5 protein-coding genes are annotated in these 6,293 nt (G+C 72.7%); 3 read left to right on the top strand and 2 right to left on the bottom strand.

Features of this window, described 5'->3' with window-relative positions:
• Positions 1 to 459 precede the first annotated feature (459 nt).
• Positions 460 to 915, bottom strand: coding sequence for an RrF2 family transcriptional regulator (locus C1I92_RS32320; RefSeq protein WP_111258736.1), 456 nt, complete (start codon positions 913 to 915; stop codon positions 460 to 462).
• Between the two features lie 74 nt (positions 916 to 989).
• On the opposite strand from C1I92_RS32320, the gene icmA reads away from it, so the two are divergent.
• The 3 genes from icmA (at position 990) to C1I92_RS32305 (ending at position 3,934) form a co-directional block, all read left to right on the top strand.
• A complete protein-coding gene (icmA, locus tag C1I92_RS32315) occupies positions 990 to 2,699 on the top strand; it encodes a coenzyme B12-dependent isobutyryl-CoA mutase large subunit (RefSeq protein WP_111258735.1) in 1,710 nt (569 codons plus the stop codon).
• Between the two features lie 70 nt (positions 2,700 to 2,769).
• Positions 2,770 to 2,949 carry a hypothetical protein gene (locus tag C1I92_RS32310; protein WP_111258734.1) on the top strand — a complete coding sequence of 60 codons (180 nt, stop codon included), beginning with the start codon at positions 2,770 to 2,772 and terminating at the stop codon, positions 2,947 to 2,949.
• Positions 2,950 to 2,995: 46 nt separating this feature from the next.
• Positions 2,996 to 3,934, top strand: a complete 939-nt coding sequence (locus C1I92_RS32305) for a tetratricopeptide repeat protein (RefSeq protein WP_111258733.1) — start codon at positions 2,996 to 2,998, stop codon at positions 3,932 to 3,934.
• Here the strand turns inward: C1I92_RS32305 and C1I92_RS32300 are convergent.
• Entirely contained in the window at positions 3,931 to 6,051 is a 2,121-nt protein-coding gene (locus C1I92_RS32300; protein ID WP_111258732.1) for an alpha/beta hydrolase-fold protein, read from the bottom strand. The two genes, C1I92_RS32305 and C1I92_RS32300, sit on opposite strands and share 4 nt — an antisense overlap.
• Between the last annotated feature and the right edge of the window lie 242 nt (positions 6,052 to 6,293).

Here is a 6,293-nt window from a genome sequence, read left to right as displayed (position 1 = left end):
GTGTGATGTGTCCCTTCCGCGAGAACCATTGGCGTGGTCTCGCCGACCATCACACGATGGCCACCCCCGACGTGGTCACCCACGCCGACAACGGCCCGACCGTTACACCACGACCTGGGACGTCACCCGTTCCACAAACGCCGCATATCAGGCGCGACGGGTCGCCTGCGGCGTGCCAAGCGCGACGCCGGGGCGTGCCAAGCACGACGCTGGGCCGCACCCGTACGGGGTGGTGCGGCTCACGCGTGCCGGTGCCCGCCCGGCGAGGGTGTCGTGATCCCCGCCGTGGAGTGCCGCTTGGCACGCTGGGGAGTTCCACAAACGCCGCATATCCGGCGCGACAGGTCGCCTACGGCGTGCCAAGCGCGACACCGGGGCGTGCCAAGCGCGGCGCCACGGCGTGCCAAGCGCGACGCTGGGGCGTGCCAAGCACGACGCCGGAAGCGGGGCAGGAGGGGTCTAGCGGCGGGTCCAGGAGTCGGGGCGGCTCTGCAGCTCGATCACGTGGTCGGGCAGCCGGTCGGCGATGACGTCGGCCACCGTCGTGTGCTCGAGCACCTCGCGCAGGCTGGCCCGGACCGCGATCCACACCCGGGTCAGCGGCTGGGCCGGCCCCGGATAGATCATGTCCTCCGGCGGCATCCCGCGCACCGCAGCCATCGGGCCCTCGGTCGCCCGGACGATGTCGGCCAGGGTGATCTCCGCCGCCGGTCTGGTCAGGCGATAGCCGCCGGTCGCGCCGCGCTGGGCGTCGAGGATGCCGGCCCGGCGCAGGTCGCCGAGGATGGTCTCGAGGAACTTGCCGGGGATGTCCTGCGCCTCGGCCAGCTGCTGCCGGGTGGCCGACGCCGGCTGCTGGGAGGCGAGCTGGACCACCGCCCGTACGGCGTAGTCGGCGCGCGCTGTGATGTGCACGTGCCCGATCATCCCACCGCGAGTACGATGGAGCTAGTTACTAGGACGTCCAACTAAATGGAGACCCCATCATCATGGATGCCCAGCAGATCGAGGAGGGCCGCCGACGCTGGCAGGCCCGGCTCGACGCCGCCTTCGCCGCCGGCAAGGTCCGCGACACCGACTTCACCACGCTGTCCGGCACCGAGGTCGACCCGGTCTACGGGCCGCCCGAGGGGGCCGGCGACCCCAGGTTCGAGCGGATCGGCTGGCCGGGTGAGTACCCGTTCACCCGCGGCCTCTACCCGACCGGGTATCGCGGCCGGGCCTGGACGATCCGCCAGTTCGCCGGGTTCGGCAACGCGCAGCAGACCAACGAGCGCTACAAGATGATCCTGCGCTCCGGCGGCGGCGGGCTGTCGGTCGCGTTCGACATGCCGACGCTGATGGGCCGCGACTCCGACGACGCGCGCAGCCTCGGCGAGGTCGGGCACTGCGGCGTCGCCATCGACTCCGCGGCCGACATGGAGGAGCTGTTCGCGGGCATTCCGCTGGGCGAGGTCACCACGTCGATGACGATCAGCGGGCCGGCCGTGCCGATCTTCTGCATGTACGTCGTCGCCGCCGAGCGGCAGGGCGTCGCCGTCGGCGACCTCAACGGGACGCTGCAGACCGACATCTTCAAGGAGTACATCGCGCAGAAAGAATGGCTTTTCGAGCCCGAGCCGCATCTGCGTCTGATAGGCGACCTAATGGAATACACAGCGGACCGCACTCCGAAGTACAAGCCGCTGTCGGTGTCGGGCTACCACATCCGCGAGGCCGGCTCGACGGCCGCGCAGGAGCTGGCGTTCACGCTGGCCGACGGGTTCGGCTACGTCGAGCTGGGGCTGTCGCGCGGGCTGGACGTCGACGTGTTCGCGCCCGGGCTGTCGTTCTTCTTCGACGCGCACGTCGACTTCTTCGAGGAGATCGCCAAGTTCCGCGCCGCGCGCCGGATCTGGGCCCGCTGGCTGCGCGACGTCTACGGCGCTCGCACCGAGAAGGCCCAATGGCTGCGGTTCCACACCCAGACCGCCGGCGTGTCGCTGACCGGCCAGCAGCCGTACAACAACGTCGTCCGTACGGCGGTCGAGGCGCTGGCCGCGGTGCTCGGCGGCACGAACTCGCTGCACACGAACGCGCTGGACGAGGTGCTGGCGCTGCCGACCGAGTCCGCGGCGGAGATCGCGCTGCGCACCCAGCAGGTGCTGATGGAGGAGACCGGCGTCGCCAACGTCGCCGACCCGCTCGGCGGCTCCTGGTACGTCGAGGCGCTCACCGACCGGCTGGAAGCGGAGGCCGAGGAGATCTTCGACCGGATCCGCGCGATGGGCGCCGACGACACCCGCTGGCGGGACGAGTACGGCCCGATGACGGCCGGCATCCTGCACGGCATCGAGAACGGCTGGTTCACCGGCGAGATCGCCGAGGCCGCGTTCCAGCACCAGCAGCGGGTCGAGAAGGGCGACAAGCGCGTCGTCGGCGTCAACGTCCACACCGACACCGTCACCGGCGAGCTGGACATCCTGCGGGTGTCGCACGAGGTCGAGGACGCCCAGCGCGAGGCGCTGGCCAAGCGCAGGGCCGGCCGCGACGACGCCGCCGTCCGGGCCGCGCTGGCCGAGATGGTCTCCGTCGCGCGGACGTCGGAGAACATGGTCCCGGCCATGCTCGACGCGGTCCGGGTCGAGGCGACGCTGGGGGAGATCTGCGACGCCCTGCGCGCGGAGTGGGGGGTGTACACCGAACCCGCCCGGTTCTGACGATCGCTGGACGGCCCGCCGGTGATCTGTCACCATGCGGGCAACGACGCTCCGACCATGGAGGCCGTAGATGCTGGTGCCGTCGCTGCTGGTGCTGATGGTCGTGATCCTGCTCCTGCACGCCTATCCGCTGCATCGGCTCGGCCGGCTGGACCGCTCCGCACGTGCGGAGGCCCCGGCCGGGCACGTCCCGCCGCACCGCGCGCACGCCGTCGAACCCCGGCACTGGAGCAGCGCCTACTGGGACTGAGGCACCCATGTGGCAAGCGGGCGGTTGATCGGGGGAGGATAGGGCCATGAGCTCGCAGAGTTTCAGCCGCCCCGGCGCCGTCGACCTGTCCGCGTTCAACGGCGCCGGCCAGGCCCAGCAGGCCGCGCCGGGCGCCGCCGGCGGTGGCTACGTCATCGACGTCACCGAGGCGACCTTCCAGTCCGAGGTGCTCACCCGGTCCATGTCGGTGCCCGTCGTCATCGACTTCTGGGCGACCTGGTGCGAGCCCTGCAAGACGCTCTCGCCCATTCTCGAGCGGCTGGCCGCGCAGTACGAGGGCCGGTTCGTGCTCGCCAAGATCGACGTCGACGCGAACCAGGCCATCGCGCAGGCCGCGCAGGTGCAGAGCATCCCCACCGTCGTCGCGGTGCTGCGCGGGCAGCTCGTGCCGCTGTTCCAGGGCGCCATCCCCGAGGCGCAGGCCCAGCAGGTCATCGACCAGCTGCTGCAGATGGCCGTGGCCAATGGGGTGGCCGGGCGGTCCGACCCGATCCCGGGCGCCGGTGGCGCCGCGGAGGCCTCCTCGCCGGAGGAGGAGGCCGAGGAGCCGATCGACCCTCGGTTCGAGGCCGCCTACGACGCCATCAACGCCGGCGACTTCGACAAGGCCGCCGAGGCGTACCGGCAGGTGCTGGCCGACGCGCCGGCCGATGCCGAGGCGAAGGCCGGGCTGGCCCAGGTCGAGCTGCTGCGCCGGACCGCGGGCGCCGACCCCGCCGCCGCACTGGCCGCCGCCGACGCGGCCCCGGCCGACGTCGAGGCGCAGCTGCTGGCCGCCGACATCGAGGTGGTGTCGGGCCGGGTCGACCAGGCGTTCGACCGGCTCATCGGCACCGTCCGCCGGGTCTTCGGCGACGACCGCGAGCGGGTCCGGGCCCGCGTCGTCGAGTTGTTCGACATCGTCGGCGGCGCCGATCCGCGCGTCGTCAAGGCGCGGTCGGCGCTGGCCAGCGCGCTGTTCTAGGTTCCCTCGCCCGGCGGTAGCGGGCCGGTGAAGACGTCGCCGAGCCCGCGGCCGCCGCCGAATGTCAGCCCGGTGATCAGCGTGCCGGTGGCGTCGAGGTAGAGGTTCGACTCGTCCCACTCGTCGGCGCCGTCGCGCTCCTCGGTGCCGAACTGGATCCGGTCGCGCACCTGGCCGCGGCTGCCCAGCGTGCTGACGACGACGTCGACACCGCCCGCGCTGACGCCGACGCGGCCGTCGGTGTGCCCGGCGATCGTGATCGTGCCGTCGCCGGCGACCTGGACCGTGGCGGCGCGGTCGTCGCCGTCGGTGCCGTCCTGGGTGATCCAGCGGGCCCGGCCGCTCGACGTCACGGCGACGGCGAGCTGGTCGTTGCCGCCGTGGCTCGCCGCGCCCAGCGTTCCGCCGGTGTGCCCGGCCGCGACCACGCCCTGCGTCGGAAGCGGCGCGAGCGCGGTGAACTGGTCGTTCTCGGTGGTGCCGAACTGGCGGAGCCAGTCCTGCGTGCCGGCGTCGGTGTAGCGGGCGACCCAGGCGTCCAGACCGCCGTTGGCGGTGCCGCCGGGCATGGCCTGTGAGGTGACGCCGGCGACGTAGACGCGGCGGTCGGCGCCGATCGTGACGGCCAGCGCCTTGTCCTCGCCGGGCCCGCCGAGCTGGCGGGTCCAGAGCAGGGTGCCGTCGGCGTCGAGGCGGGCGAGGAGCGCGTCCTTGTCGCCGGCGTTCTGGGTGCCGCCCACGCTGCCGCTGGTGTAGCCGGCGACGTAGAGGCCGCCGTCCGGCGCGGGGACGCTCGCGTAGGCGCGGTCGGCCGCGGCGGGGTCGCCGAACTGCGTCAGCCACTGCCTTGCTCCGGCGCTGGTGACGCGGGCGGCGAAGGCGTCGTCGCGGGCGTTCCCGGGATGCTGTCCGTCGAGGTCGCCGCGGGTGTAGCCGGCCGTGTAGAGATCGCCGCCGGGTCCGGTGTGCAGGCCGTAGACGCGGTCGTTGGCGGGACTGGCGAGCGGGAGCGTCCAGCCGTCGTCGCTGGTGAGAACGGGGTCGACGCCGCGCTCGTTGACGGCGGTGACGGTGGTGTCGCCCGTGACCGCGACGCCACCGGCCCGATCGTCGCCGTCGGTGCCGGTGATCTCGCCGGGAAGCGGGAGCGGGTCGGTGGTGCGCAGGTAGCCGGCGAGGTCGGTGAGCCCGTCGCGGAACGCCGGTCGCCAGACGTCCCAGTCGTGCCCGCCGTCGAGGATCCGCAGCTCCGCCGTCACGCCGTCGACCCTGCGGGCGGCGTTGTAGAGGCGGGCGGACTCGAAGTCGATGTCGTGCTGCGCCTCGGCCGGATCGGGGTTGGCCCACTCGTCGTCGCCGACCGCGATGAACAGGTGCGTGTCGAGCTCGGGGTCCGTGCTCGCCAGGAGGGCGGGGTAGTTGAGCTCGGTGTACCTGGCGTCGTCGAACAGGGTGTCGCCGACGCCGAAGCCGCCGAACTCGCGCGCCGACGAGTCGGCCGGCGGCAGCGGCACGTAGACGGCCGGGCTGAGCACCAGGCCCGCGGCGAAGACGTCCTGGTGGGCGAGGGCGTAGCGCAGTGCGCCGTAGCCGCCCATCGAGTACCCGCCGACCGCCCGCGCGTCCCGGTCGTCGACGGTCCGGTACGTCGCGTCGATGTGGCCGACGAGGTCCTGGGTGAGCGCGGTCTCGACCGCTTCGCCGGCGGTGTGCTCGGAGTCGACGTACCAACTGCCGCGGTCGCTCCACGGCGCGTCCGGCATGACGGCGATCAGCGGCGGCACCGTGCCGTCGGCGATGAGCTGGTCGAGGTCGGCGGTGACCTGCTGCCAGGCGGCGAGCGTGTCGCCCCGGCCGTGCAGCAGGTAGATCGTCGCGTACTCGTCGGTGGTCTCGTCGTAGCCGGCGGGCAGGTAGGCGGCGTACTCGACGGCGACGCCGGCCTGTCCCGCGGGAGCCGTCCCCGTGACGACCGTGCCCGGTGCCACCGTCGCGGCCCGTCCGGCAGCCTCGTCCCTGCCGCCGACCCCCGGCGAGGAACCCGACGTGGCCACGTGCACCGCCGCGACCAGCAACGATGCCGCCACCGCCACAGTGGCCCGATTCCGTGCCGCCATCCGTCGCTCCTTTGCGCCCGTGGACTCGGAAACGTTTCCGCGTCGGACCGAAGGTGGCCGGCGGCACGAATCCGGGAAGTCGGCGCTACTCCAGCACGCCCTCCGGCGCGTGGTCAAGCCCCCGCCGTCCTCCCTGACCGGAGTTGATCTTGGAGCAATGCCGGTAACTCCGGGTGATCTGTCCGATAGATGGCGGCCGGACTCCAAGATCAACGTGGCGCCGAGGGGGCGGGCGGCGGAGG

The sequence above is a fragment of the Jiangella anatolica genome, from assembly GCF_003236295.1.
Taxonomy (GTDB): domain Bacteria; phylum Actinomycetota; class Actinomycetes; order Jiangellales; family Jiangellaceae; genus Jiangella; species Jiangella anatolica.
Note: the sequence above shows the minus strand (reverse complement) of the source record. Positions and strands in the feature narration are given on the sequence as shown.

Coding starts and splice junctions, on each gene's coding strand:
- C1I92_RS32300 (WP_111258732.1), bottom strand. CDS start 6,051: ATGGCGGCACGGAATCGGGCCACTGTGGCGGTGGCGGCATCGTTGCTG.
- C1I92_RS32310 (WP_111258734.1), top strand. CDS start 2,770: ATGCTGGTGCCGTCGCTGCTGGTGCTGATGGTCGTGATCCTGCTCCTG.
- icmA (WP_111258735.1), top strand. CDS start 990: ATGGATGCCCAGCAGATCGAGGAGGGCCGCCGACGCTGGCAGGCCCGG.
- C1I92_RS32305 (WP_111258733.1), top strand. CDS start 2,996: ATGAGCTCGCAGAGTTTCAGCCGCCCCGGCGCCGTCGACCTGTCCGCG.